A 24,501-nucleotide genomic window follows, 5' to 3' on the forward strand; every position below is an offset into this window, starting at 1 on the left:
ACCGCTTTTAATTGCATCTAGACATTCTACATCAGTACAGCGAAGAGCCTCAGAATTTGTCTAAATATATTTAAAGATTTCTTTCCATCTACATATCTATCTGTCACTTCTACACATTTTGTAAAAGTTTCATCAAAATCTGCCTTTATATCATAGACAGCTCTGCAGTTATACATCAATACACCATTTTCAAAGTGGTGAAAGAAACTTCTGTAATCAAGATTAATTGTTCCGCAAGTAGCTATCTCATCATCAGCGACGCATTGTTTTGCATGGCAGAAACCCGGAGTGTACTCATAAATCCTAACCCCGTCTCTTACAAGCCTCGAATAATACGACCTTGTCACAGCATAGGTAGCACGTTTATCTGGAATTCCTGGCGTAATTAGTCTTACATCAACCCCTCTCGACGCAGCAAGTGTCAACGCCTTATTCATCTCATCTGTGATAATGAGATAAGGAGTCATAAACCACACATACTCATCGGCGTTGTTTATAATATTGAGATAGACGTTTTCCCCAACATGCTCATGATCAAGCGGGGTATCCCCATAAGGCTGAATAAAGCTGCCTTCCTCCTGGTTCTCCAGTTTAACAGTCGGCATGTATTTTAAGTAGCTAACGTCTTTTGTATCGCGAGTCTTAGTTGCATTCCAAATTTCCAGAAACATCACAGTTAGATTATGCACAGCATTTCCTTCAATCCGCACACCAGAATCTTTCCAATCCCCATATGGTCTGGTTAACTTAAAATACTCGTTTGCAAGATTGTATCCACCTGTAAACCCAATCTTCCCATCTACAACCGTAATCTTGCGGTGATCACGGTTGTTCAGAAAAACATTGGCAATCGGTACAACCGGGTTGAATACCCTGCATTTAATACCTAAATCATTAAGACGTTTTATAAAGCTACTATCGATAAACCCAACACTCCCGACATCGTCGTAAATGATTCTAACCTCAACACCTTCTGCTGCCTTTTCTGCTAGAATTTCCTTTATTCCAGCAAATGCCGCGGAATCTTCGATAGCGTGATATTCCATGAATATGAAATGCTCCGCCTTCCTCATGGCTTCTTTCTGTGCGGCAAGCGCTGCTCTAGCCTCCCCGTAGAACTCTATGTTTGAATCGCTATAAGCGGGGAATAAGGCTTTATGAGAGATATATCTAAAAATATTAGCAACGCCTAGATCCCTATCTCCTATCTCCTCTAGAACCTCTTTGTCACCACTAAGGAGCGGGAACAACTCATTATCAACATTTAGAAACCTCATCCTCATCTTTCGAGTCGATCCAGAAAATCCAACCATAAAATATATTGTAACTCCTATGATTGGATTAAGCATAATGAGAACCACCCACGGCAGCTTAACAGATGCACTCGCAGATTTTGTCGAGATGGCTATGACGATAGCTAGAGCGATGATTCGGAAAATTGTGGCTAGTATGGTGTATTTTTCATTTAAGCTACTTATGAGCATAGCAATAAACAGCACTTCAGCTGCGATTGCTATGACAGCTATCATCAAACGCCCAATGCTATTTTTGACCTGCTCCTTTTTCTCATATGTTGCAAATGTCTTTGAAACACTCATGCTGCTAGCCCCCTATACATTATTCGTCCCAGAGCACAACCTTTCCCTCTTTTCTAGTCTTATTCATATCTATCAGCCTTTGATTTTCTGATCCTCTAAATCTCAGCTGAATGTTCTTAAGCTCTTGCTCGAACCTACCGTCGATTAGCACATCAATCATATTAAGCATATCCATAGTCACTTCTGTGTGGCAGTGCGTTCCCTCTCTCATGAGATCTTCGAGCACAAATCCAGAAAATGACCAAATCGTTTTGTCAGGATACCTCTCTTTCACACGTTTAAGAAACGGCACAAGTGCAACCTGGTTTTCTGGTTCGAACGGCTCTCCCCCAAGAACTGTAAGACCTGTTATATAATTAGGCTTAAGCATCTCAATAATCCTGTCTTCAGTCTCCTTGGTGAATTCTTGTCCGTAATTAAAGTCCCATGTCTGCGGCTGGAAACAGCCAGGACATCTATTTGTACAGCCTGACACGAACAGACTGACTCTTACACCAATTCCATTGGCTATATCACAATCTTTAATCTCTCCGTAATACACTTTCTTACTCTCTCTTCATTTTGTTAATACAATTATATCGTATAACCAGTATTATTATAAGCCTTAAAAATCATACTCTGTTCGGATTCCTACCACCTAGTTGGGAGTTTACGAAGGCTCTGTCTCCTCTCCTTATAATTCGGTTCAAATCGTCCTACAACATCCCAAAATGCTTTCGAATGATTCGCCTCAATAAAATGAGCTAACTCGTGCACCACTACGTATCTCAGATCCTCATATGATGCAGTCACAAGCAGAAGATTTAGAGTTATCTTGCCTAAATCAGGGCGGCAAGATCCCCATCTTGATTTCATAGGTCTGATAGTTGCATGTGGGAATGGGATCTGATAAACGAATCTAAATTCATCATACACATCATGCAAAGCACTCATAAATACATCGCTTGCCTGCCTTCTATACCACCGTTTCACTAACTCTATGCGAGCAGAAACATTGGTTGGTTCTGGCATCTGGATAAAAAGGAAATCACCATCTATATAGAAATTAACTCTCGGCCCTTGCGATAACTTCACCTCGAGTGGTCTGCCTAAGAAATAAGCTTTATCTCCGTCATCATACCTCGATCTGTCTGCCTTGGCAGCTCTAGTTCGCTTAAGTGCATTGATAATAAAATAGCCCTTGCTGATCATGAATTTTTCAATCTCAGCTAAGGGCACTCTATGAGGTGCTGAGACGTATATCGAAGCATCAGGTCTGATTCGCAAGTTGATATTTCTCACATTCTTGCGTTCTAAGGTGTAGATTAAAGTTTCTCCATCTACATTTAGAGCGTGAACCTCACTACACTTCTTGCTTCTCAAATGTCGTCTCCTCATATTAATTTTCTCTTATAGGTGTAGAACTCTATCCTTGATTTCCTGAGTTCTTCCCTGATTCCAGAACTGTGTTCCGATGTATCCGCAAGTCCTTCTCGCTACAGACATCTTGTCCTGATTGCGATTTCCGCAGTTAGGGCACTCCCATACAAGCTTGCCTTCAGCATCTTCAACGATTTTAATCTCACCATTGTATCCGCACTCTTCACAGAAGTCGCTCTTCGTATTGAGTTCAGCATACATGATATTCTCATGAATATATTTCATAACCTCAAGTATAGCCGGGATGTTATTCTGCATGTTAGGAACTTCAACATAGCTAATAGCTCCACCTGGAGATAGCTTCTGGAAATCTGATTCAAACTTCAGCTTCTGGAATGCATCGATTTCCTCTTCAACATGAACATGATAGCTGTTAGTTATGTAGTTCTTGTCTGTAACGTGAGGGATTACCCCAAATCTTCTCTGTAGCGCCTTAGCGAACTTATAAGTTGTTGATTCCATCGGTGTACCATATACGGAGTAGCTGATATTCTCAGCAGCCTTCCATTCAGCACACTTGTCGTTGAGTCTCTGCATAACCTTTAGTGCAAATTCTCTACCCTCATCAGTTGTATGGCTCTTGCCTACCATGCGGTAACACATCTCGCAAAGTCCAGCATATCCTAGAGAGATAGTCGAATATCCGTTATAAAGCAGTTTATCAATTGTCTCACCTTTCTTGAGTCTAGCAATCGCTCCGTACTGCCAAAGGATAGGTGCAACGTCTGAGGGTGTTCCGAGTAGTCTCTCGTGACGAAGTCTTAGTGCGCGGTGGCAAAGCTCAAGTCTCTCATCGAGAATTTCCCAGAACTTGTCCATGTTTCCATACGATGAGCAAGCTACGTCAACTAGATTGATTGTTACAACACCCTGGTTGAATCTTCCGTAGAACTTGTAGCTTCCATCAGCGTTCTTCTGTGACTCTTCAACTGTTAGGAATGATCTGCATCCCATGCAAGTGTACACGTTACCCTTCTTGAGCTCTCTCATAACCTTAGCCGAGATGTAGTCAGGAACGAGTCTCTTAGATGTGCACTCTGCAGCGATCTCTGTCAGGTGCCAGTAAGGGGCATCCTCTCTGATGTTGCAATCATCAAGAACGTAGATTAGCTTAGGGAATGCTGGTGTAATCCATACACCCTTCTCGTTCTTAACGCCCTGCATTCTCTGCTTAAGAACCTCTTCGATGCAGAGAGCTAGGTCATCTCTAGTTCTTCCCTCTGGAGCCTCCTCAAGGTGCATGAACATAGTTACGAATGGAGCCTGTCCGTTACAAGTCATCAGTGTGATGAGCTGGTACTGGATAGTCTGTATACCACTCTTAATCTCGTCTCTTAGTCTATCTTCAACAACCTTATTTAGCGCTTCCTGCGTTGTCTCGATACCTGCGTCCTTGAACTCCTTCTCAACCTTAGTTCTGATTTTCTGTCTGCTTACATCAACAAACGGAGCTAGATGCGCTAGTGAGAAAGACTGTCCGCCGTACTGATTAGAAGCAACCTGAGCGATAATCTGCGTTGTGATGTTACATGCTGTATAGAAGCTATGTGGCTTCTCAATAAGTGTCTCGCTGATTACAGTTCCGTTCTGCAGCATATCCTCTAGGTCGATAAGGTCACAGTTATGCTCCTTCTGTGCGAAGTAGTCGGAATCGTGGAAATGGATGATTCCAGCATCGTGGGCAGCAGAGATTTCCTCTGGAAGAAGGATTCTTCTAGTGAGGTCCTTACTTACCTCTCCAGCCATGTAGTCTCTCTGAGTGGAGTTGATAATAGGATTCTTATTGGAGTTCTCCTGCTTAGCTTCCTCGTTGTTAAGCTCGATAAGCGAAAGAATCTTGTCGTCTGTTGTGTTGGATTGACGAACGAGGGATCTTGTATATCTGTATGTAATATATGCCTTTGCAACCTCATACGCTCCGTGCTGCATGATATGCTCTTCCACCATATCCTGAATTTCTTCTACTGCAGGTGAACGACCAAGGTCTTCACAGGATAGAATTACGCTGTCAGTGATTCTTTTGATCTGAATAGGTGTAAGTCGAACTGCTTCTTCAACGGAATTATTTGCTTTGATGATTGCATTTTCAATCTTGGCTTTGTCAAAAGTTACTTCTGAGCCATTTCTCTTGATAACATTCATTGTCTCTCCTTAACCGAATACCCGAACATATTGATTTATGTGAGTTAATTCTCTTAAAATTAATTAATACACTTTTTAGCGACAAACACAATATCTTGTTTGACGCCCTGTCATTATATCCCATATAGTGGGGTTAGTCAATCAGTTTTATGCCATATTATTTTATACAATTTTATGCCTGCAAGGTAGAAGTTTCAAGCCTTCTGTGCTAGTATTTACTAAAATACGAAAAAAAATTTATGCATATTTTTTGCACTTCATTTGCACATACGAGCACAAGATATTGTGCCATATATGGAGGTAATACATATTATGAATAACTTCGATTGGTATGCACCTACGCACATTGTTTTTGGCAAAGGAACTGAATCCGAGGTGAGCTCTCTACTCAAATCATCAAAATGTAAACGTGTTCTCCTTCACTATGGAAGTGGTAGCGTGATTCGCACCGGTCTGCTCGGCAAAATCAAATCTTCGCTAGATAAAGCGGGGATAGATTACGTAGAACTTGGAGGCGTGGTCGCTAATCCAAGGCTGTCTCTCGTTTATGAAGGCATCGAACTTGCGAAATCTGAAGGTGTAGATTTCATACTCGCTGTTGGTGGTGGCAGCGTAATAGACTCTGCGAAGGCAATCGCATACGGCGCAGTATCTGATTTCGATGTCTGGGATCTATATGATAGAAAGAGAACTCCAGAGTCCGCCCTTCCGGTAGGGGTTGTACTCACAATCGCTGCTGCAGGTAGCGAGATGAGCAATTCTTCTGTAATCACTAACGAAGACGGGGGCATCAAGCGTGGCTATAGCAACAATATGGTTAGACCTAAATTCGCTATACTAAACCCAGAGCTGACGATGACTCTTCCAGACTACCAGACAGCATGCGGCTGCACAGATATCATGATGCATACGATGGAAAGATATTTTACGTCAGCAGAAAATATGGAATTGACCGACGGGATTGCCGAAGCACTGCTCCGTACAGTAATAAAAAATGCATTGATACTAGTAGAAGATCCGAAGAACTACGAAGCTCGTGCAGAAGTGATGTGGGCTGGAAGTTTGTCTCATAATGGTCTTACAGGATGCGGTAATGGTGGTGACGATTTCGCTACGCACCGAATTGAACATGAGATTAGTGGCATGTTCGACGTAGCACATGGTGCGGGGCTAGCAGCAATCTGGGGAAGCTGGGCTAGATACGTTCTAAATGATTGTCCACCTAGATTCAAGAAATTTGCTACAAATGTATGGAATGTTGAGGATTCTGGTGATGACCGTGAAGTCGCACTCGAAGGCATAGCGAGAACCGAGGACTTCTTTAAAAGTATTGGTATGCCTATATCTCTGAAGGATTTTGGATTTGAGCTAACAGATGAAGTTATAGATGAGCTTGCTGAGAAATGCGAGAAAGCTGTTGGCGGCAAAGTAGGTGCTGCAAAGGTTCTGTACAGAAACGACTTCAAAGAAATCTACAGAATGGCTTATGATACCAAGTAGGGAACTAACAGAAAAAGATGCGCAAAAATGCGCCCCGTATGGGGCGCATTTATATTGCTTTATGATTCTGCGGTCTCTACCATCCGTCCTCTCACGTTAAATCGCCGCACTCACGTTCAGATGCAGGGCCTTTTACATGAAGTCTCTTATAATTGCGAAGATTAATAGCGCAGAGCAGTAAACTCCGATCAGGATTTTGTTCCACAGTGGCATGCGCTTTTCTGCATAGCTCAAATACACATTATACACTATCTCAAACAGTATAAATGGGATAGTTGTGAAGATGAACGGATTGGCATAGAAAGCGTCGATAAACCTGAACCTCAGTATACTTACGCACATCGTTGTCATACCACAGCAAGGACACCTATAACCGGTTATTGATCTAAAGATGCAAGGGATGTACAAGTGCGTCATCCTTAGCCAAATATAATACACGAATCCTAAAACCACAAATGGAGCAGTTTTTCTTATTAAATATTGCAGAAAATTGCACCCCTGATCATCATCCAATGGTTTCATATTTAGCCCTGACTTCATGCACTTGGTAAAATTCTAGTTAATTATCCTCTTAACTGCCAATATACTCTTGCCGCTATAGGTAGTCTTAGTACCTGGCTTATAGAGATCAATCTCACAAATATCATGTGCTGGATCCATAGCGTGTACAACGCGGCCATTTCCCGCATACATTGCAACGTGAAGTCTCCTAGTACCTCTGCCAAAGAAAATTATATCCCCTGGCTTCATATCATCTACTGACACAAGTGTACCACCGCAATTATCATAGAGCGTATTAACCGAACCCATCTTCCAGTTGTAACCATACTCCTTATATACCAGTGTTATGAATGAAGCACAATCACATCCGTTAGTGAGGCTCTTTCCACCGAGCACATACGGCTTACCGATAAACTGCCTTGCAAATGAAATTACACTCGCCCGCTTTTCCTCTGACACCTTGATATTCCTCTCAGTCTCAGCATTAGTGATTGTCGCCTTCATCCCAGTCGATTCGCTTGATTTATTATCAGAGCTAATTGTCTTGAGAGTGGCCAGGTTTAGATACGTAGTCACAACACGTCGGTCATTTATAGCATCTGCTTTAACGACAATAGTCGATACCATCACTACCATGAGTAGCAATTCAGTAACGACTATCACCTTAATATTCTTAAAAGCTGTTCTTAGCTTTGATACCATACGTGCTTTTCCAATCCTTCTGTTCTAAATAATATAGTGGATACTATATTATCATAAAATGTACGGTATGGCATGTGTAGTTTTTATATAAATTCTTACTGGAACTTCTCCTTGTAGTGTTCCATGATTTCGTCCATCACCTGAACGCATTCAAGAGTTCCTACATATTCACCATTCGCGTCTCGAACAGCCCTGTAGCTCACGAGGACATCGCTTCCGCCTTTATTCATCCATACCTCTACCTTGTCTTGCGCACCTGATTTGAACGAAGATATGATGCTGCGAACCATAGGTTCAATCGTTGGTGGGTGGCAAGTATACACCTCTCTATCGAGCGAACTGATAGGCCTCTTGAAGAGCTTCTTCTCACCGTTATCATTGTAGTATCTGTTCATGTCTACATGGTCAACGAACGTCAATTCGAGCGGAATAGTGTTGAGCATAGCCTCCAGCTGGTATGGAGTCATATGACCTAGTGCAAAGATAACTTCGTCATTTCCAGCAGCTCCGTTCTTACCTTCTTTTGCGGCTCTATGCGTATAATCTTCCTTCGATGCCTTCTCCCACTCTGCTGGCTCTTCCTTAAGCAGGCAGAAATCGTACTCCTTGAGGTCACGACCAACTTCCTCCCACTCCTCATCCTTGAAGAACTGTACGCAGATTGGAAAGAGGATATTGGCCTCTTTGAAGAGCATTTCATCTGCTCTCTTAACAACTGCCTTGGATCTCTCAAGCCACTCTTCGTCAGGTAGTGTTCCGTCAGTTACACGTCTTAGTTCATCTCTGATTTCATCATCGACTGTCCACATTACATCAGATGGGCCTGTTACATCGTATCTGCTCTTAAGTATCGTGTAGATTATGTCGCCTTTCTTTGCATAGTGAATAGAGACATCACGAAGTTTATTTAGTTCATCTGTAATTACAGAACGGTCCGCACCTTCCTCAAATAGCTTGTTAATTACTGCAATCTGTTCAGCAATTCCCTCGTTCTCGAGAGTCAGCACATTTAACGGATGTCCAGGTTCAGCGATAAGCGTCTGAGCCTTAATTTCCGCCGCTTTTCGATCATTTGCGCCATTCATTCTTCTCTGAGCAGCTTCTTTTGATGCTGCAACGGCTTTCTCAGCATTCATAATCTTTTCCTGCTTAGTTGAACCGTGGAATAGTGCAGAATGCACATCACAAAGCTTCTGAACCTCTTGGTAAGGCACTCCACTTTTTATCAGATGCTGCTCCGCATTAGCAATCTCAAGAGCATCGACTTCTTTGAAGTTCTGGACGAACTCTTTTCTTACCGTTTCAAGATCTTCGCCCTTAGTAAGTCTCTCTATGTAGCTGCGAAGCAGAACCTCTCTCTCACTAGCATTCTTAGGCTTGTTAGTTTCCTCGGATGCAGGTACTTCTTCACGCTTCGCATCACTACCTGATGTAAAAGATGGTAGCTTGCTTGGATCGATTCTTCCATCAGCATCTAGAAAGTTCTTGACGAAATCAGGTACTTTATCTACATCCACAGTTCCGTCTTCTCTGATGTAAGCCTTTGCAAAATCAGGAATATTAAGCCTGCTGATATCGAATGCTGGCTTTGAAGATTCTTCTTTAACCTCAGGGGTTTTAGCTGCTTCCTTCTTCTTTAGCTCAGGAACATTTATAACCTCAAATCCCTTTTCTTCAAACAGAGATACAATTGAATCCAGGTCTATTCCCTTAATCTGTGAGCCCTTTGGAATTGTCATCACCCTTCCCATAGTATTAAGAGCAACCGGATTCGAGATGTCCTTGAATCCAAGCTCAATCATGATATCTATCACCTCTGGGTATTCTGTAGCCAGATCGTGTACATTTTTCTTCATATCTAATACTTTTTCAGCCATGTCTATTTCCTCCTTTAAATTAATCTTATCTTTTTTCATAATCCGCCGATGTTGCGGCCGTCATACTGTGTTTAATTTACTTTTTATTGTATATACATTATACATTAAATGCATCTAATCTCCGTAACAGATGTTACAATTTATTGTTATTTAGAAAAAAATTCTTGATAACAGCAAAAAAAGACGCTTTCCAACCGTTATCTGAAGTTCATTCACTTCAGATAACGATTTAGTTAAGCATCTAATTTTCTTCGCATTATGCTTTCACAACGAAGGCATTGTATATAGCTCTAATAGCTCTCTGATAATCGGATTCCGATACACCTACTTGCACGCTGATACGCTCTGGTGCATGATCGATGAACCTTACATTAACATGAGCACTGGATAATGCTTCAAATATCTTCATTGCAACAGAAACTTCTCCTGAAATATTCCTCCCAACTACAGCTATCGCTGCAATACCCGTGGAGATAGTGATCTCATCAGCATCAGTTGCGCTTCTTAGCTTCTCCGTTAGCGCTTCCTCACAGTTAGCTACACTTTCTGAACCGACGATGACCGAGAATGAGTCGAGCCCAAGCTGCTCACTTTCAACTGTGATGTTGAACTCGTCGAGAATGCTCTGTATTCTTTCGCGATACTTCGCATCATCATTCAGTTTCTCTCGCTCGATAAGAATTGAAGAATACCCCTTCTTACCGGTTATACTGGAAATTTCAAGGCGGTTCTCGTATGAGTCAGCATTCTTAACTATGAGAGTGCCAGGCTTTTCTGGCTCTAATGTACTCTTAATATTGATTGGAATTCCGCACTGGCTCACAGGTCTAACGGCATCTTCGTGGAGAACTTCAGCGCCTCTGAGCGCAAGCTCCCTAAGTTCTTTGTATATAATTACAGGAACACTGAGTGGATGTTTCACAATGCGAGGATCCGCCATCAGTAGTCCAGGCACGTCTGTCCAATTCTCATATAGATCAGCCTTTGCCGCTGATGCTATAATCGCGCCAGTGATGTCTGATCCACCTCTCGAGAAGGTCACAACTTCCCCTGTTTCATTTGAACCATAGAATCCAGGAAATACTATTCTCTTATGATTTTTAATAAGCTTCTCGATGTTAGTTCTCGTCGCATCATCAAGCAGTTTCCCCGTGTCATCAAACTTAATAACTTCAGCTGTGTCTACAAAATCATACTGAAGCTGTTCAGCCATAAGCTGGGCAGTTATGAACTCCCCTCTGCTGATGAGATAATCTCGGCACCTAGAATCCTTATACTTTTCAATTATCTTATCAAAGATTTCATCGATATTAATCTCTGAACCTAGTCCAATTGCAAGGTTCTTGAATCGATTTCGAGCCTGAGTCATCTTGGTATCGAATTCATCTGGGTTTTCGTGAGCAGAAATCAGAAGATCTGTAATCTTTACCTTTTCGTTATCGTGGACACCTGGAGCCGAAACAACTACATAGCGTCGTGCTTTATTTTGACGGACTACTTCTGCGGCGTTCCTGATACGCTCAGCTGTAGCAAGTGACGATCCTCCAAACTTCGCTACTGTGAGTTCAGAGTTGTTTCTAAGCGCAGGTGCAAGGTCCTCATTATGGATGAGTTTTATATCGTACGGAGTTGACTGATATACAAAATAGTTCAACCAATTTGAGAACAGCAGGCTCCCGGATGATCTCCAGCGAACCACAGGTTTTTTCGAATCGTCATCATCAGGGAAATAATTTGCAGGAATCTCCGGATTAAGACCTGCTTCCTTGTCTCTTACATACTCCTTAAGGAGTGTATTCCAATCATACTCAGTGTGCCCGGTAACGAAAATCTGTCTATCATTATCTGACTTAACGCAGAAAACACCGCCTTCTTCTGAAGTGGAAAGAACAGTAATTCCTGGAGTATTATCGATGTCCTCCTCATCTACAGTTGTATTCCTGGATTGGGGAACATAAAATTCATCATCAAACCCTCTAAATAGCATGCTGCGTTTAGTTTTAAGTGTATGCTTGAATACTCCTGATAGCTTCTTAGGAAGTCTTTTCTTGTTTATGCCATAGTGATAGTAAAGCCCTGCCTGAGCTCCCCAGCATATGTGGAAAGTACTGTGAACATGAGTTTTCGACCATTCCATTATCTCACAGAGTTCTTCCCAGTAATTGACCTCCTCGAACTCAAGGAGCTCTATCGGAGCGCCTGTGATAATCATTCCATCGTAATATTCATTCTTTACGTCGCTGAACGTCTTGTAAAATGCCAGCATGTGCTCCTGAGAAGTAACGTGAGGTTTATGTGTTGCAGTCTGCAGAAGCTCGAGTTCCACCTGCAGTGGTGTGTTACTGAGCATACGCGTAATCTGCGTTTCAGTGTCAATCTTTGTCGGCATGAGGTTGAGAAGAAGTATGTGAAGCGGACGCATATCCTGCGTCATAGCACGCGTATCCGTCATTACGAACACGTTTTCATTAGTAAGCGTCTCTATCGCTGGTAAATTATTTGGTACTTTAATTGGCATTTTATTCTCCTCCCAAAACCCCTTTTATATTAGTTCAGCTGCGATGGCACACCATTCTCCTAGTTGAGCAACTGCTAACATTTCAAAGCCGTTCTCCTTAAGTGCTGCAATCACCTTATCTTGCTGAGTAGTTAGTATACCAGACATTATGTATCTTCCGCCACTATCAAGGTGATTACGGATGTCACCAGTGAGACGAATGACAAGATTTGTAAGAAGGTTGGCTACTACTATATCTGCCTTAAAGTCCACTCCTTCTGTCAAATCAGCTTTTTTAATAACCACATTATGCACGTCATTAGCCTCGCTATTTTCTATTGAAGCTGCCACTGCCTCATCATCTATGTCTATACCTAGCACTTCACTAGCTCCGAGCTTACTAGCTAATATAGATAATATTCCTGTGCCGCAGCCTACGTCCAGCACCTTATCGCCCTCATTGATATACGATTCTAGCAAATCTGCTGATAGCGAAGTGGTTTCATGAAGACCAGTCCCAAAGGCCATGCCTGGATTTATGCGTATAATCTCTCTATCAGATTCAAATTCCTTTGAATAGTCAGCAATATCTACCCATGGAGGGGCAGCTATGTAGCTAAATCCAAGTGCAGCTGGCTTAAGAAATTCCTTCCAGCGGTCTTTCCACTCTTCGTCGCCCCTGATATTGACCGTTACCTTCAATGAGCCGAGATCAGTAACAGTGCCGAATAGACCTTTTTCTGCATTTTCTCTAACTGTTTTGGCAGCCTTCTTCACCGCATTAATAGTACTATCAGCTGTCATATCATCCGCTGCATATACTACAAGACTTGGCGACTTGCTACTCTCCCTTTTAAAATCCTCTGGTGCTAGGTAATCTGTCTCACCAAGTTGATCATTCATAAATAGAGCATCTGCTGGATCGTTTACTTCTGCAGTATCTATACCTTCACAGATAAGCGCTGCCAGCATCGGTTCAATTCCGAGCTCCGATACTTCAATTTTTATTTCGTAATATTTCATCTAAGTGTCTCAATCTCTCTCGCATAACCTTCGAGGTCTTCCTGCGGGGTCTCGAGGATGCATGGAAGCCCTATTACATGTGGGTTATTAATTACTGACAGCATCGCATCAAGACCTATTTCTCCGTCACCAATCTTCTCATGTCTATCCTTTGCCGCCCCCATAGGATTCTTGCTATCATTGATATGTAGCGCACATAGTCTATCTAACCCTATAATTCTATCGAACTCCTCCAGCACTCCAGCGAAGTCATTCTTCACATCATATCCCGCATCACTTATATGGCATGTATCAAGGCAAACCCCTATCTTATCTTTGATTTTTACGCCATCGATAATCTGCCGAAGCTCTTCAAAATTCTTACCTATTTCACTACCCTTGCCAGCCATTGTCTCGAGTAGAACTACTGTATGCTGGTCCTCCCACATCACGTGGTTAAGCGTATCAACAATCATCTGTATTCCCAGTTCACTGCCTTGGCCAACGTGACTGCCAGGATGGAAATTATAGTAGTTTCCTGGCAAATATTCCATTCGCTTTAGATCTTCTAGCATGCATGTTCGTGCAAATTCCCTCACGCTTTCCTTACCCGAGCATGGATTTAGCGTGTACGGTGCATGAGCTACAAGCTTTCCGAAGTTGTGCTCATCCATCAGCTTTATCAAAGCCTGTGCATCGGCTTCATCGATTGCCTTCGCCTTACCACCACGTGGATTTCTAGTAAAAAACGCAAATGTATTTGCACCAATCGATAGTGCAGCTTTTCCCATCGCTTCAAACCCATCTGAAGACGATAGGTGGCATCCCAAATATTTCTCCATCTACAGTCCCTTTCTCTCTTTACTCCTAGCCTTACAATTATGTCTAATATTATATAACTATAATGTTAATTCTATCCTTCTAATCAATTTTCCTATCTATTTTCATCGAGGAACTCTCTAATCTCCTGCAGAGCTGTTTCGATATCAAGAAGGAATTCCCGAGATGATACCCTGAGAGCGCCGTGCCCTAGCGACATCTCTTGAACGAGTGCATCAGATGATACCACCGTAATACTTTCTCGCTTCCCAATCTCTTTTGTAAGCTCAGCGATATATGCGTCCGCTGTCTCATTTTCCTTAGTATATACTACCTCGGTATCACTTACTTTATATTTTCTTCCGAAGCTGTATGGCACTCTGTACGCATCAAAGACGATAGTCATCTTGCATCCTAGATATCCGCGATAATTCGCAAGAATATTTATCAGATGATCCCTAGCCGCCCCAATATCAGCCTTAGAAAGTTCTTTCATATGCTCATCAGCATTTATAAGGTTATAGCCATCTATAACGAAGTGAGTATCTGGCTTTCCAATTCTTTCAAGTCTATGAAGTGAACGCTTCTGCTGCTCCATAGCTCGATATTCGGACTCTTTCGGTTTTGTCTTATGCTTTACTAGATTTCCCTTTGAAATTTTCCCGTATGTCCTCTCAAATATCGCCAGCAGCTCTGCATCACTCGCTAGTTTGCGGCCAGCCGCCATTGTTTCAGCTCTAGCGGAATCTTCGTTTATACCAGAATCCTTTTCTTCCTCGAGCACAAAGGGTAGATGCATATAGTCTTGAACCTCATCCCATTTGACAGTCCTCCCAGCCCCATGGTAACAGAATATTGAATCTCCTGTCTCTGTTTCATCCTTATCTTGTTCGTACTTTGACTCCTCAATAACTTCTGATTCGTTATGACAAAAGTCATACCCAATTAGCATGCAGCTAATATGCCCTCTACCACCTGTGTAAGAAGTAAGCTTTCTCTGATAGTCAATTAATGATACTACAGGCGCTTTTCCTTTCAAAGTAGACATATCACCATCAATAATTGGCTCACTAAACGACCCGGAAGCATTCCTTATATCGGTCATAGCCATTCCAATATTAGCACTAGGCAGTTTTATCTCAAAGCTAAACCAAGGTTCTAGTATGCGGCAATTACCACGCAGAAGTCCATTTCTAACCGCTCTATAAGTGGCCTGTCTAAAATCGCCCCCTTCAGTGTGTTTTTCATGAGCTTTTCCTGCAGCTAATGTAATGCGCACATCTGTGAGCGGGGCTCCAATCAGCACGCCACGAAATACCCTCTCATCTAGATGCGATAGTATTAAATTTTGCCAATTTCTACTTAAAACGTCCTCTGGGATAATGCTATCTGTGACGATACCACTTCCGCGCTCACTTGGTCTAATAATTAGATGTACTTCAGCATAATGCTTAAGTGGTTCAAAGTGACCAATGCCTTCAGCTGCCTCTATTACAGTCTCCTTATAGATTATATTTCCTGCCTCAAAGCGAACTCTATATCCAAACCTGCTCATTATCTGAGTTTCAAGAATCTCTTGCTGAACCTCACCCATAAGCCTGATATTAACACCACGGAGACCCTGCTCTACGGAAATATGCAGCTTTGGGTCTTCTTCTTCGAGCACTCTCATATCCGTTACAAACTTGTTTTGCTCCACGCGTTCTTCAGGAATGATTATATAAGAAAGGTATGGTTCAATTATCCCGTTTCTCGTCTCATCCTCCGCAAGTGCTCCTATTCCCCCGCCTGCTCTTGATGAGCCTACACCAGTTATTGCGCATATGTCGCCAGGAGATGCTGAATCTACCATCGTGTATTTCTGACCGGAGTAAATTCTTATCTGATTGATCTTTTCATGCAGTAGTTCACCGCTTTCGGTTCTGACTGCGACGTTATCCTTTAGGTGAAGCACACCTTGCATTACTCGTATAAATGAGATTCGCTCATCCCTCTGATCACGGGCTATCTTATAGACCAGCGCCCCCATTTTATCGTCTGATGAGGTTCCTCCTCTAAGCTCATCAAAGCCGAAGGTGTATGATGATAGTAAATCGAGCAATTTATCTACTCCATCCTGGTGGAGAGCTGATCCGAATAAGCACGGAAATATCTGGCACTCTCGGATTGCCCTGCGGACACCTTCTTCCGACAATTTAAGATTGTTCAAAAAATCCTCCGCAAGCTCCGGAGAATAAAATGTCACACCATCTATAAAATCTTCGTCGTTATTACCTACACTAAAATCGACGAATCCTTCACCAAGTCTGCCCTTGATGCGGCTGATCTGTTCGTGCCTATCAGCGATAGCAAGATCCATCTTATTGATGAATACAAACGTCGGAATTTTTCGTGTTCTGAGGAGCCTCCAGACTGTCTCTGTATGGCTTTGAGGTCCATCCACACCACTCACAACTAGTAATGCATAGTCTATTACATCGAGAACTCTCTCCATTTCAGCCGAAAAATCATCATGCCCAGGAGTGTCGAGTATAGTGATTTGACTATCATTCCAGTTTAGTCTCGCCTGCTTTGAGAAAACAGTAATCCCGCGATTTTTTTCAACCTCATAATTGTCGAAGAACGAGTCGCCATTGTCGACTCGTCCTAGTTTTCTTATTGTTCCAGCGGTATAGAGCATGGCTTCACTGAGCGTAGTCTTACCCGCATCAACATGTGCCAATATCCCAAGTGTCAGCTGCTTACTCATGCTCCCTCCCTCTTAAAAAATTTTCTCTTATAAATCAATACAGTTAAATCACGTAAAACCACTCGTCCTGCTTACGTTCTTTCTCCTGCCCCGCCTTGTGCGACTGCTTGTCATAAACCATTTCAAGCGTCTTAATTGTTACGGTCGTATGAGGATCTACGGACTTTGTTACGAATGCATTTCCTCCGATTACAGCACCCTCTCCGATTACAGTGTTTCCACCTAGTACGGATGCTCCAGAGTACAGTGTAACATTGTCCTCAATTGTTGGATGCCTCTTTGTTCCATGAAGCTTTTGACCCGCCTTTGTAGAAAGTGCACCTATGGTAACCCCTTGATATACCTTAACGTGTTCGCCGATTACGGAGGTTGATCCTATTACTACGCCCGTTGCATGGTCCATACAGAAGTATTTACCAATCGTTGCTCCTGGATGAATATCCACACCGGTTTTTCTGTGCGCATACTCAGTCATAATCCTTGGAATTAGTGGAACATCCAGTTCATGAAGTTCATGAGCAAGCCTATAAATAGCTGTAGCATAAAGCCCCGGGTACGCGAGAACGATTTCATCCTTGCTATTTGCCGCAGGATCTCCTTCATATGTGGCAATTATATCAGTATTAAGAAATTCTCTGATCTTAGGAATCTGCTTAAAAAACAACTTTACAATTTCCTTAGCCTCATCCTGCCTAATCGCTATGCATGCATCTTCAAACTCGGGTCTATGAAGTAAGGCTTTTTCTATCTGTTTAGTCATCATGAACATCACATCTTCTAAAATGACAAGAATTTTCTTATCTACACTATAAGTACGATAAGATTTCTCACGATAATATCCTGGAAGAAGCACCATCATCAGCTCACGAATGATTTCCTTAATGGCTTTCTGCTCAGGTAGCTCATACATTCTAATGGCATCGATGTCACGATCCTGCTTATAATCTTCTAGGAGCTGCTCAGCCAAATCACTCATATCCTTATCGATTTCTTCAGTAATTCTAGTGTCACTAGCATGACAAGTCTCCATCATCATTGTATCTTTATCCACTTAAGTCTCCTCTCTATAAACCTTACGCAGCACTCCTATATCCCATTAGTGTAGATTTTATATACGGTTAATGTCGTCATATATGATTCTATATTTAGAGCTCAGCCCCACACTCCATGCAGTACAAAGCTCCAGGTTGCACCTCAACACCGCACTCTGGACAGACCGTGACACTAGATTTATCTACGGCATCCATAATCGCAAGCTCTACTCCATCTCGAAGCTTATCAATAATCCTGTTCGCATAGCTAGAAATCTTGAAATCCTGGCGGCTAAATCTAGTTTCATTAGCAGTCATTTCGAGCAGTGCAAGCACATCATCGTAATCCGCCTTATTCCGGAACACTAGAGAAATGGCATATGGTGTTGGCCTCTTTACAATAAGAGATATAAAATGGCGCTTTTCGTAGAATAACACTGCGTAAAGCTGTTCGTTAATGTTGATTCGCGCTCCATCTATTGGTCCCTTATCATCTCCAATGAGGACATAGTCGCAAACAAAATTAAACGAATTAGCCCTAGACACCTTTTTATTTACGACAAACATACACTCTCCGGTGCAATTCAGCTTAGTTGCTCCCACATTTTCCTCCATAAATTATCAGTAATATATGCTATTTAGTAATAGCTGCAACCAGTGCCTCCATATCGGAGCAAATCGGGTTAGCTCTAGCACCCTCTAAAAACATTCTGTTTCTAAATCCCCAATCGACACTTATGCATTTTAACCCTGCATTATGTGCAGTTTTGATATCTACCTCGGTATCGCCTATATACACTGCCTCATCTCGGTCAATACCCATGAGTTCAAGTATCCTAAGTGTTGCGTCTGGATTAGGCTTCCTCCTGATTTTGTCATCTACACCCTGAACATATTCGAAAATTCCGGGGAAGTATCTATCAGCGAGAATCACCGCAGCCTCATGCATCTTGTTGGACACTACTGCTACCCTTACCTCTTGACGCCTCAAATCATTAATCGCTTCGATCACGCCTTCAAAAGGCTTAGTCTTCTCATCACAATGATCAGGGTACCATTCCTCAAATGAGTTAATTACCGCTGTCAGCTCAGCTTCGTCACCCTCATAGGATGTCTCGACACCTATGAGATCAACCTCATCGTCGCTGTATCCAGCTTCAGTCGCTAGCGCCCTAGCCATGGCAACCTTTACTCCGCTACCAAAAAATCTTGCCGCGTCTCTCACATTGTAATCACATCTATGCCCGTTTACTTTAAGCGCATGATTGGTGCTGTCCTTGAGATCCGTTATAGTATCAAGAATAGTTCCATCCATATCAAAAATTGCAGCTTTATACATCAATCTCTCAATCCCTTCTCAAATGCAGCTCGCACTGACTTTATCGATATCCCAAGCTCTGAAGCTATTGCCTTCATGCTCTCGTACTCCGGATATGTATACGTGTGCCCAGATGGCGTCGAGACCTGCTTTGCTTCAATACATCCTAGCTCCGTATCGACCAGAGTTCTATCCCTCGTAAGTTCCTCACGCTGCACTGGATAATATCTAACACCAATTGTAGTTGTTTCGTCAAAGATGATTTCGCTGAGTTTCTCTCTAGTTTCGGCCCTACATATAACTTCGAGCCTATACGCAGGTCTATTTTTCTTCATAAAGATTGGAGAATAGGAAACATCAAGAGCACCTGCATCCATAAGTTTCTCGAGCACATATCCGAGGTCCTCGCCACTTGAATCATCGATATTGGAGTTTATAACTATGATATCATCATTCTGAGTCTCGCCATCTACTGTTACCTCTTCTCCGAGAAACACCCTAAGTGTATTAGGTCCACCGATATTGCGGTTGCCAACTCCGATACCTATTTTATTTAGATTCATCTCCGGCATCAGACCATATGACTCGGCAAAAGTAGATATAATCGCTGCTCCCGTAGGTGTTACGAGTTCCGTTGGAACTTCGATTTGCTTAAATCTAATCTTTTCATTTTTATATATCATCGATGTTGCCGGCACTGGAACGCTTAGCACCCCATGCGCACACTTAATCGTGCCGTATCCGTCAGAAACAACACTTGATATAACTCTATCTGGCTTTATGTAATCCATCAGAATTGCTACACTGACAATGTCAACTATCGAATCAATAGCACCAACCTCGTGAAAATGCACCTCATCTATCGGCTTACCATGAACTGCCGCTTCAGCAGCTGCAACTTTCTGAAACATGGATCTAGAGAGTTCCTTTGCAGCTTCTGTAATTCCACTGCCTTCTATTATTTGCTTAATATCAGCATATGTCCTATGAACGTGATTGTGATTGTGATTATTATCATTGTCATCTTGATGATTATGACAGTGATTGTCTAAAGAGTGGTCATGGTCGTGATGGTGACCATGAGAGTGGTGTTCTGGACTGGAATCAAGCCCGTGATGATGACTATGAGTATGTCCGTGATGGAGCCCTAGAGTAGCACTGCTACCTACATTCGTGTTCCCATCATGTATTGCATCTACTGGTATTCCTGTATTAGCCTCTAATACCTCAACATATGTTCCGTCAATTCCATGAGAATCTCTCTTAATTACATTTAATTGATATCCTGGAACTCCAAGCTTGGCGAGCTCATCTCTCAAATATTGCTCACCATCACAAATCTCTAAAAGCGCTCCAATAGCCATATTGCCACTGATACCAGTCGCGCAGTCAAAATAAAGCATTTTCATCTAAACCTCTTAAACAAATGTAATTATTTTTTCATATGTCTATAATAGTAGAGCATTGCGCTCTGCGCAATGCTCTTAACCTCTTAAAATGATATTTTTCAAGTATTATAGCGCTTTTCCTGAACAGCCAAGAACATTTACAATCTTGTGCCTTACAAGCTCCTTGATATTAGTCCTTGCAGGCTTCAGATACTGTCTAGGGTCAAAATCTGCAGGGCACTCAACAAGATGCTTCCTAACTGAGCCTGTCATCGCTAGTCTAAGATCTGAATCTATATTAATCTTGCATACTGCCGAACGAGCAGCTTCTCTTAGTTGATCCTCCGGAACACCTATCGCATCCTTCATCGCTCCACCATAAGCATTTATCATGTGCACATACTCTTGTGGAACAGACGATGCTCCATGAAGTACTATTGGAAATCCTGGCAGTTTCTTCTCGCACTCGTGAAGCACATCAAACCTTAGCTGTGGCTTAGTGCCCGGTTTAAATTTAAATGCTCCATGACTCGTTCCAATCGCAATTGCAAGTGAGTCACAACCAGTTCTACGCACAAACTCCTCAACCTCTTCAGGTCGAGTATATGATGAATCCTCAGCTGAAACAACCACATCGTCCTCAATGCCTGCCAGTGTACCAAGTTCAGCTTCAACTACAACGCCATACTTATGCGCATAATCCACAACCTGCTTAGTAATTTCAATATTCTCTTCAAAAGGTCTTGAAGAAGCGTCAATCATTACAGAAGTAAACCCACCATCTATGCATGACTTACAAGTCTCGAAGTCCGGACCGTGATCAAGGTGAAGTGCAATTGGAATGTCAGGACAGTCCATAACCGCTGCCTCAACGAGCTTCATGAGATAAGTATGGCTAGCATAAGAGCGAGCACCCTTTGACACCTGAAGTATCACCGGTGAATTCTCTTCTTTGCAAGCTTCGGTGATTCCCTGTACGATTTCCATATTATTAACATTAAAAGCTCCGATAGCGTAGCCTCCATCGTATGCTTTCTTAAACATCTCTGTTGTTGTTACAAGTGCCATTAATAACCTCCCTTTCTCGGTTCGAATTTCAAATGACCGTAACCTTCATGATTAATTTACATTATAACACACAGAATGTAGATAAAAAACTATGTGTATAGGCTCAAATATGTTACAATTTAGTAGATATTTTTTGTTAAGAAAGGAATAGTTATGACAGAACAGAGCATTGCAAAGAAAGGTATAATTCTCAACACCGTACTCATAATCGCTACAGTAATAGCGTTTATAGTAATTAAAATTACAAACTCGTATGTATCATCTAATTTCGGATACTGCGGTTACTACATGGAGATGTTCACTTTACAGAGAGCCACACTTATCGGTCTCTTAATCGTATCAGTGGTAGTTACCATTTGTTCAGCAATACTTATGACCAAGAACCATGGCAAGAACACCGGATTTATACTGCTCATCGTCGGAGCTGTTATCGCAGGCATACTCGCATTACTCGGACTCGTACTTGGAATTATCACGTGGATTCTCTGCGGAGTATCGATCACCCAGTTCAGAAAACTACAGGGCGAGAGCAACTTTGAAAGCAACCTTGATTTTGGCGCAGTTGCAGAACTTAAGAAGTCTTCTGATAATGATACTTCTACCAAGGCTGAACCTGTACAGAAGGCAGAGGCTGTACCAGCTGAACAAGAAGCTGAAGCTGCACCTGTCGATGTCGATTACGAAGTTAAGTCTGAAGACAATAGCACTTCGGATAACACCGAAGCATAATCAGAGCTTAAACGCGATTTATTAGAACTAAAGAGATATTTGTCAAAGAGAGATATGAAAAACATAGAGACTAAGTTTTATTCGAAAGAAAAGCTAGAAAAGTCAATCAAACGATCGTTAATAGCATACATTTGTTTCGCAGTAATACGTATCGTGCTTTATCTTACCCTAGGAACATCGATATCAAATGACATCGTAGTCGGTAGCAGCTACTTCTTCTATCAGGATATAACTACGCTATTCAAGCTGATGTTCATGGGATTTGTCTTTATATTATTATTGATCGCATCCGTTACGGTATTAGCACTATGCTTAAATAATGCAGCCGATTTAAATGATAATTTTGATATAAAGAAAAGACAAGCGCTCTACTTGATTCCTATGCTCCTGGATATATTTGGAGTATTAATCTGCATTTTTATCCTTGTGATCGGAGGCCTAGCTCTGATTTTAGGTGTATTAGCTTCAATCGCTGAAATAGCGTTTATCATCTGGCTAATGCATAGCGAAAAGAAGGATATTTAAAGCTCTGCTTAGCAATCAAAATTTAAGGAGTAATATATAATGAATATATTAAAAGGGAACGTAAATATTAACGCTCCAGCCGAAGTCGTTCAAATCGCTCTTAAGGGACTCCTTTCATATAAGGGCGTGGACAACCCTCAAAGTTATTCTTTAGATCGTAAAGCGATAAAGGCTCTGCAAAAAACTCCCGAAGGCAGAAATCTTTCCGGTTTATTGATCAACATAAAAACTTTAAAATTCGATATCGTGTCGACGTCCGGAGGAACTTCAAACCTATCTTATGAAGCTGAGCCTAGAGGATACAAGGCTCCACTGCCAATATTTTTGTTTGTTGAGAGTGGTCTTCTCTTCCTGATAGGTATCATGGCTCAGATTATTACAGAAATGTTGCCACTTGCCTTGATATGCTTTATGGTAGGAGCTTTATTAATAGCTGTGACATTTATATTTGCGATACCTACGCAAAATAGGTTTGAAAAGATAATTCAAAAACTACTATTACCGAGGCTTGATCGCTATATAGACATTATTAACGAGCATATAGAGAGATAGCTTCACAATCAGAAATAAAAACAGCAGCCCACATGTGATATCCTGCGGGCTGCTGTTTTTTATGAATTCCATATAGCTACTTCAGATTTTAACCATTCCTCGAGCTCTTCAAAGCCTTCTCCAGTCTTAGCAGAAACGGGGAATATCTTGATGCTTGGATTTCTCCTTGTTGCATATTCCATTAATTTTTCCATATCAAAATCAAAATACGGCAACACATCAACCTTATTAACAACAAGTGCTTTACACACCTCGTACATGAGAGGGTATTTGAGAGGTTTATCATGACCTTCTGGAACAGATAAGATCGACATATTGAAAGTGGCACCGGTGTCGAACTCCGCAGGACATACTAGATTCCCAACATTTTCGAGTACCAACATGTCAAAGTCTTCATATCCTATCTCATCAAGCCCTTGCTCAGTCATTCCAGCATCAAGATGACACATCCCACCTGTGTGTATCTGTATAGCCTTTGCTCCAGTTTCAGCGATAGCCTCCGCATCTACAGTGGAATCGATGTCTGCCTCCATTACCCCAATTGAAATTTCAGTACTCAAATCACCAATTAACCTGCGAAGAGTAGTGGTCTTACCAGCACCAGGTGATGACATTAGATTTATTAGGCATGTCTTCTTAGATTTTAGTTTCTCTCGTACCCTATCCGCCTCTCTATCGTTATTTGCAAAAACGCTTTCCCTTACTTCAATTACTTTTACTTTATCCATCTCTAAACCTCTGGTACTTCTACTTCCTTAATCATAAATTCATTACCACGTATCAAATAAGTATTCCCACTCCCACAATATGGGCAAGTACGTCCATGCTTTACGGTTGAATATTCACGAGCACATGCCTCACAGTAAGTAACTGCCGGAATAGTTTCAATCAAGAGCTCAGCATTTGAAACAAATTCATGTTTTGCAGATGCCCATTTCCAGCAATCCTCAAGATATGAGGGTATTACAGAAGATACCTCCCCAAGTTCAAGGACGACTTTAGAAAACCTGGTCACATTGTTGTCATCTGCAACAACTTTCAGTTCATCGATAATATGAAATACCACTCCAAGTTCATGCATGAA

Annotated in this window: 22 protein-coding genes; 4 read left to right on the plus strand and 18 right to left on the minus strand. The window is 41.9% G+C overall.

What is annotated here, in order from left to right; translation table 11 throughout:
- Nucleotides 1-26: 26 nt before the first annotated feature.
- The 4 genes from cls to nrdD form a co-directional block, all read right to left on the minus strand.
- Nucleotides 27-1,598 (minus strand): cardiolipin synthase, encoded by a 1,572-nt coding sequence (gene cls / locus Q7O90_RS02140; RefSeq protein ID WP_304126878.1) that lies wholly within the window; start codon nt 1,596-1,598, stop codon nt 27-29.
- Nucleotides 1,599-1,617: 19 nt separating this feature from the next.
- Nucleotides 1,618-2,139, minus strand: coding sequence for an anaerobic ribonucleoside-triphosphate reductase activating protein (nrdG, locus tag Q7O90_RS02145; protein WP_304126879.1), 522 nt, complete (start codon nt 2,137-2,139; stop codon nt 1,618-1,620).
- An 89-nt stretch (nt 2,140-2,228) separates the two neighbouring features.
- Nucleotides 2,229-2,960, minus strand: a complete 732-nt coding sequence (locus Q7O90_RS02150; protein WP_304126881.1) for a M48 family metallopeptidase — start codon at nt 2,958-2,960, stop codon at nt 2,229-2,231.
- A gap of 27 nt (nt 2,961-2,987) precedes the next feature.
- A complete protein-coding gene (nrdD, locus tag Q7O90_RS02155; RefSeq protein WP_304126883.1) occupies nt 2,988-5,159 on the minus strand; it encodes an anaerobic ribonucleoside-triphosphate reductase in 2,172 nt (723 codons plus the stop codon).
- A 312-nt stretch (nt 5,160-5,471) separates the two neighbouring features.
- On the opposite strand from nrdD, the gene Q7O90_RS02160 reads away from it, so the two are divergent.
- Complete coding sequence (locus Q7O90_RS02160) at nt 5,472-6,659, plus strand: iron-containing alcohol dehydrogenase (protein WP_304126886.1); 1,188 nt, start codon at nt 5,472-5,474, stop codon at nt 6,657-6,659.
- Nucleotides 6,660-6,791: 132 nt separating this feature from the next.
- Here Q7O90_RS02160 and Q7O90_RS08215 read toward each other — a convergent pair whose 3' ends face one another.
- The 12 genes from Q7O90_RS08215 to fba form a co-directional block, all read right to left on the minus strand.
- Nucleotides 6,792-7,199: a DUF2752 domain-containing protein gene (locus Q7O90_RS08215; protein ID WP_442929227.1), complete on the minus strand. Its 408-nt coding sequence runs from the start codon at nt 7,197-7,199 to the stop codon at nt 6,792-6,794.
- Nucleotides 7,200-7,214: 15 nt separating this feature from the next.
- Complete coding sequence (locus Q7O90_RS02165; RefSeq protein ID WP_304126889.1) at nt 7,215-7,862, minus strand: C40 family peptidase; 648 nt, start codon at nt 7,860-7,862, stop codon at nt 7,215-7,217.
- A 95-nt stretch (nt 7,863-7,957) separates the two neighbouring features.
- Nucleotides 7,958-9,739: a DUF438 domain-containing protein gene (locus tag Q7O90_RS02170; RefSeq protein WP_304126891.1), complete on the minus strand. Its 1,782-nt coding sequence runs from the start codon at nt 9,737-9,739 to the stop codon at nt 7,958-7,960.
- A 256-nt stretch (nt 9,740-9,995) separates the two neighbouring features.
- Nucleotides 9,996-12,257 carry a homoserine O-acetyltransferase MetA gene (gene metA / locus Q7O90_RS02175; protein WP_304126894.1) on the minus strand — a complete coding sequence of 754 codons (2,262 nt, stop codon included), beginning with the start codon at nt 12,255-12,257 and terminating at the stop codon, nt 9,996-9,998.
- Nucleotides 12,258-12,281: 24 nt separating this feature from the next.
- The gene (gene prmA / locus Q7O90_RS02180) at nt 12,282-13,259 is read right to left on the minus strand and encodes a 50S ribosomal protein L11 methyltransferase (protein WP_304126896.1); all 978 of its coding nucleotides are present in this window, start codon (nt 13,257-13,259) and stop codon (nt 12,282-12,284) included.
- A complete protein-coding gene (locus Q7O90_RS02185; RefSeq protein WP_304126899.1) occupies nt 13,256-14,080 on the minus strand; it encodes a deoxyribonuclease IV in 825 nt (274 codons plus the stop codon). Before Q7O90_RS02185 ends, prmA begins: the two co-directional genes overlap by 4 nt.
- 92 nt (nt 14,081-14,172) lie before the next feature.
- On the minus strand, nt 14,173-16,806 hold the full coding sequence (locus Q7O90_RS02190; protein ID WP_304126903.1) for a translation factor GTPase family protein: 2,634 nt from the start codon (nt 16,804-16,806) through the stop codon (nt 14,173-14,175).
- A 43-nt stretch (nt 16,807-16,849) separates the two neighbouring features.
- Nucleotides 16,850-17,857 carry a serine acetyltransferase gene (locus Q7O90_RS02195; protein ID WP_304126905.1) on the minus strand — a complete coding sequence of 336 codons (1,008 nt, stop codon included), beginning with the start codon at nt 17,855-17,857 and terminating at the stop codon, nt 16,850-16,852.
- A gap of 94 nt (nt 17,858-17,951) precedes the next feature.
- On the minus strand, nt 17,952-18,440 hold the full coding sequence (locus tag Q7O90_RS02200) for a zinc ribbon domain-containing protein (RefSeq protein WP_304126907.1): 489 nt from the start codon (nt 18,438-18,440) through the stop codon (nt 17,952-17,954).
- 31 nt (nt 18,441-18,471) lie between these two features.
- A complete protein-coding gene (locus Q7O90_RS02205) occupies nt 18,472-19,176 on the minus strand; it encodes an HAD family hydrolase (RefSeq protein ID WP_304126910.1) in 705 nt (234 codons plus the stop codon).
- Nucleotides 19,176-20,564, minus strand: a complete 1,389-nt coding sequence (larC, locus tag Q7O90_RS02210; RefSeq protein ID WP_304126912.1) for a nickel pincer cofactor biosynthesis protein LarC — start codon at nt 20,562-20,564, stop codon at nt 19,176-19,178. Before larC ends, Q7O90_RS02205 begins: the two co-directional genes overlap by 1 nt.
- Nucleotides 20,565-20,669: 105 nt before the next feature.
- The gene (gene fba, locus Q7O90_RS02215; RefSeq protein WP_304126915.1) at nt 20,670-21,611 is read right to left on the minus strand and encodes a class II fructose-1,6-bisphosphate aldolase; all 942 of its coding nucleotides are present in this window, start codon (nt 21,609-21,611) and stop codon (nt 20,670-20,672) included.
- Between the two features lie 153 nt (nt 21,612-21,764).
- Between fba and Q7O90_RS02220 the strand changes: the two genes are divergently transcribed.
- The 3 genes from Q7O90_RS02220 to Q7O90_RS02230 are packed head-to-tail and all read left to right on the plus strand — an operon-like array spanning nt 21,765 to nt 23,417.
- Nucleotides 21,765-22,340: a hypothetical protein gene (locus tag Q7O90_RS02220; protein ID WP_304126918.1), complete on the plus strand. Its 576-nt coding sequence runs from the start codon at nt 21,765-21,767 to the stop codon at nt 22,338-22,340.
- Nucleotides 22,341-22,394: 54 nt separating this feature from the next.
- The gene (locus Q7O90_RS02225; RefSeq protein ID WP_304126921.1) at nt 22,395-22,865 is read left to right on the plus strand and encodes a hypothetical protein; all 471 of its coding nucleotides are present in this window, start codon (nt 22,395-22,397) and stop codon (nt 22,863-22,865) included.
- Between the two features lie 39 nt (nt 22,866-22,904).
- Complete coding sequence (locus Q7O90_RS02230) at nt 22,905-23,417, plus strand: hypothetical protein (protein ID WP_304126924.1); 513 nt, start codon at nt 22,905-22,907, stop codon at nt 23,415-23,417.
- 59 nt (nt 23,418-23,476) lie between these two features.
- Here the strand turns inward: Q7O90_RS02230 and hypB are convergent, their stop codons facing one another.
- Complete coding sequence (gene hypB, locus Q7O90_RS02235) at nt 23,477-24,145, minus strand: hydrogenase nickel incorporation protein HypB (protein WP_304126926.1); 669 nt, start codon at nt 24,143-24,145, stop codon at nt 23,477-23,479.
- 2 nt (nt 24,146-24,147) lie between these two features.
- Entirely contained in the window at nt 24,148-24,498 is a 351-nt protein-coding gene (locus Q7O90_RS02240; protein ID WP_273135505.1) for a hydrogenase maturation nickel metallochaperone HypA, read from the minus strand.
- Nucleotides 24,499-24,501 lie beyond the last annotated feature (3 nt).

The sequence above is a fragment of the Mogibacterium diversum genome, assembly GCF_938028775.1.
GTDB lineage: Bacteria > Bacillota > Clostridia > Peptostreptococcales > Anaerovoracaceae > Mogibacterium > Mogibacterium diversum_A.

Excerpts from the sequence above, each read along its gene's own strand:
- hypB (WP_304126926.1), bottom strand. The coding sequence starts at position 24,145 with ATGGATAAAGTAAAAGTAATTGAAGTAAGGGAAAGCGTTTTTGCAAAT.
- nrdD (WP_304126883.1), bottom strand. The coding sequence starts at position 5,159 with ATGAATGTTATCAAGAGAAATGGCTCAGAAGTAACTTTTGACAAAGCC.
- Q7O90_RS02230 (WP_304126924.1), top strand. The coding sequence starts at position 22,905 with ATGAATATATTAAAAGGGAACGTAAATATTAACGCTCCAGCCGAAGTC.
- Q7O90_RS02205 (WP_304126910.1), bottom strand. The coding sequence starts at position 19,176 with ATGTATAAAGCTGCAATTTTTGATATGGATGGAACTATTCTTGATACT.
- Q7O90_RS02220 (WP_304126918.1), top strand. The coding sequence starts at position 21,765 with ATGACAGAACAGAGCATTGCAAAGAAAGGTATAATTCTCAACACCGTA.
- prmA (WP_304126896.1), bottom strand. The coding sequence starts at position 13,259 with ATGAAATATTACGAAATAAAAATTGAAGTATCGGAGCTCGGAATTGAA.
- larC (WP_304126912.1), bottom strand. The coding sequence starts at position 20,564 with ATGAAAATGCTTTATTTTGACTGCGCGACTGGTATCAGTGGCAATATG.
- Q7O90_RS02225 (WP_304126921.1), top strand. The coding sequence starts at position 22,395 with ATGAAAAACATAGAGACTAAGTTTTATTCGAAAGAAAAGCTAGAAAAG.
- Q7O90_RS02160 (WP_304126886.1), top strand. The coding sequence starts at position 5,472 with ATGAATAACTTCGATTGGTATGCACCTACGCACATTGTTTTTGGCAAA.
- Q7O90_RS02240 (WP_273135505.1), bottom strand. The coding sequence starts at position 24,498 with ATGCATGAACTTGGAGTGGTATTTCATATTATCGATGAACTGAAAGTT.
- cls (WP_304126878.1), bottom strand. The coding sequence starts at position 1,598 with ATGAGTGTTTCAAAGACATTTGCAACATATGAGAAAAAGGAGCAGGTC.
- metA (WP_304126894.1), bottom strand. The coding sequence starts at position 12,257 with ATGCCAATTAAAGTACCAAATAATTTACCAGCGATAGAGACGCTTACT.
- fba (WP_304126915.1), bottom strand. The coding sequence starts at position 21,611 with ATGGCACTTGTAACAACAACAGAGATGTTTAAGAAAGCATACGATGGA.
- Q7O90_RS02170 (WP_304126891.1), bottom strand. The coding sequence starts at position 9,739 with ATGGCTGAAAAAGTATTAGATATGAAGAAAAATGTACACGATCTGGCT.
- Q7O90_RS02185 (WP_304126899.1), bottom strand. The coding sequence starts at position 14,080 with ATGGAGAAATATTTGGGATGCCACCTATCGTCTTCAGATGGGTTTGAA.
- Q7O90_RS02190 (WP_304126903.1), bottom strand. The coding sequence starts at position 16,806 with ATGAGTAAGCAGCTGACACTTGGGATATTGGCACATGTTGATGCGGGT.
- Q7O90_RS02165 (WP_304126889.1), bottom strand. The coding sequence starts at position 7,862 with ATGGTATCAAAGCTAAGAACAGCTTTTAAGAATATTAAGGTGATAGTC.
- Q7O90_RS08215 (WP_442929227.1), bottom strand. The coding sequence starts at position 7,199 with ATGAAGTCAGGGCTAAATATGAAACCATTGGATGATGATCAGGGGTGC.